1 protein-coding gene is annotated in these 2,720 nt (G+C 59.9%); it reads left to right on the forward strand.

From position 1 onward, the window contains the following. Window positions 1-2,720 (forward strand): Ig-like domain-containing protein (locus tag AU511_RS16660; RefSeq protein WP_139829418.1); only part of this gene is annotated, 2,720 nt, incomplete at both ends.

Here is a 2,720-nt window from a genome sequence, read left to right on the forward strand (position 1 = left end):
ATGTCGCCTCCGTTCAGGAAGCCATCGCGAAGGGTCTTGACCCGACTCAGTCACTCGAAGCGACCGCCGCTGGCGGTAATGCCACTGCGACAGATATCGGTGAGGCCGGCGATGGCGGCGGTCATCGTGAGAACGTCGTATTGGACCTGACAGGTAACGTGGTAGATCCGACTTCTGGTTACGAGACCGGAACGCTTACTTCTGCATCAGATGTTTCTTCCGAAGACACTTCCGGCGGCACACGTAGTTCAACTTTGTCGACAGATACTTCTTCTGAAGCGGCTTCTGCCGATACCACGGCTCCCTCGCTCGTCATTACCTTCGCCGAAGATGGAAAGGTAGAGTTCAAATTTTCAGAAACGCCGAAAGATTTTGACCTTACGGACATAACTGTTGATCACGGTTCTATCACGGGCCTAACTCAGGACCCTAACGATCCCACGCATTGGGTCGCGATTTTGACGCCGGAAAGCGATTACGAAGGTTCGGTATCTGTTACCGTGCCTGACGGCAGCTATACCGATGACGCGGGTAACCCCGGTCAGGGATCCCAAGGAAACGTGACGGTCGATACCCTAGCCCCGGAAGCGACCATCACGATCGACCCAATCACTGCTGACGACCGCATCAACCAGGCCGAGTCCGGCGAAACGCAAACTATCACCGGGCGTGTTGGCGGTGAGGTTAAAATCGGCGACACCGTGACGGTGACTATCGGTGGCAACACCTACAAAACGTCGGTGGTTGATGATGACGATGGCAACAACGTCTGGAGTGTGGATGTGGCGGGCAGCATCCTGGCCGACAACTCACAGATCCACGCTGAGGTCATCACCACGGATGACGCGGGCAACCTGACTACGGCAACCGACGATCGCGGCTATGAAGTCGACCTCGTGGCGCCGGAAGCCAGCATCACCATTGACGACGTGACTGGTGATAACACCATCAATATCGCCGAGGCGGGTCAGAACCAGAACGTGACCGGACGCGTAGGTAACGACGTGCAGGTCGGCGACACGGTGACCGTGACTATCGGCGATCAGGCTTACCAGACCACCGTCACCGCGTCGGATAACGGCAACGTATGGAGCGTCTCGGTACCGGGCGAGGTGCTGGCCGGTAACAACGAGATCCATGCCGAAGTCACCACGACAGATGTGGCGGGTAACCCGACCACGGCGGGTGCTGACCACAGCTACGCGGTCGATACGGCCGCGCCGGAAGCATCCATCACCATCGACGACGTGACTGGTGATAACACCATCAATATCGCGGAAGCGGGTCAGAACCAGAATGTCACTGGGCGCGTCGGCAACGACGTGCAGGTGGGCGATACGGTGACCGTGACTATCGGCGATCAGGCTTACCAGACCACCGTCACCGCGTCGGATAACGGCAACGTATGGAGCGTCTCGGTACCGGGCGAGGTGCTGGCCGGTAACAACGAGATCCATGCCGAAGTCACCACGACAGATGTGGCGGGTAACCCGACCACGGCATCTGCCGATCACGGCTACGCGGTCGATACCGCGGCGCCGGAAGCCAGCATCACTATTGATGATGTAACGGCCGACAATACGCTGAATATCGCCGAGGCAGGTCAGAACCAGAACGTGACCGGCCGCGTCGGCAACGATGTGCAGGTCGGCGACACGGTGACCGTGACCATCGGCGATCAGGCTTACCAGACCACCGTGACCGCTTCCGATAACGGCAACGTATGGAGCGTTTCTGTGCCGGGCGAGGTGCTGGCCGGTAACAATGAAATTCATGCGGAAGTCACCACCACCGATGCGGCGGGTAACCCGACCACGGCGGGTGCTGACCACAGCTACGCGGTCGATACGGCCGCGCCGGAAGCGTCGATCACCATCGACGACGTGACTGGTGATAACACCATCAATATCGCCGAGGCGGGTCAGAACCAGAATGTCACTGGGCGCGTCGGCAACGACGTGCAGGTCGGCGATACGGTGACCGTGACTATCGGCGATCAGGCTTACCAGACCACTGTCACGGCGTCGGATAATGGCAACGTATGGAGTGTCTCGGTGCCGGGCGAGGTGCTGGCTGGTAACAATGAGATCCATGCCGAAGTCACCACCACCGATGGTGCAGGCAACGCCACTACGGCGGGCGCTGACCACAGCTACGCGGTCGATACCGCCGCGCCGGAAGCGTATATCACCATCGATGACGTGACGGCAGATAACACGCTGAATATCGCGGAAGCGGGTCAGCCGCAGGCCATCACCGGGCGCGTCGGTAACGACGTGCAGGTGGGCGATACGGTGACCGTGACCATCGGCGATCAGGCTTACCAGACCACCGTCACGGCGTCGGATAATGGCAACGTATGGAGTGTCTCGGTGCCGGGCGAGGTGCTGGCCGGTAACAATGAGATCCATGCCGAAGTCACCACTACAGATGCGGCCGGAAACCCGACCACCGCATCTGCCGATCACGGCTACGCGGTGGATACCGCCGCGCCGGAAGCGTCCATTACCATCGATGACGTGACGGCAGACAATACGCTGAATATCGCCGAGGCGGGTCAGCCGCAGGCCATCACCGGTCGCGTCGGTAACGACGTGCAGGTCGGCGACACGGTGACCGTGACCATCGGCGATCAGGCTTATCAGACCACCGTGACCGCTTCCGATAACGGCAACGTGTGGAGCGTCTCGGTACCGGGCGAGGTGTTGGCCGGTAACAAT

The sequence above is a fragment of the Lonsdalea iberica genome (assembly GCF_002111585.1).
GTDB lineage: Bacteria > Pseudomonadota > Gammaproteobacteria > Enterobacterales > Enterobacteriaceae > Lonsdalea > Lonsdalea iberica.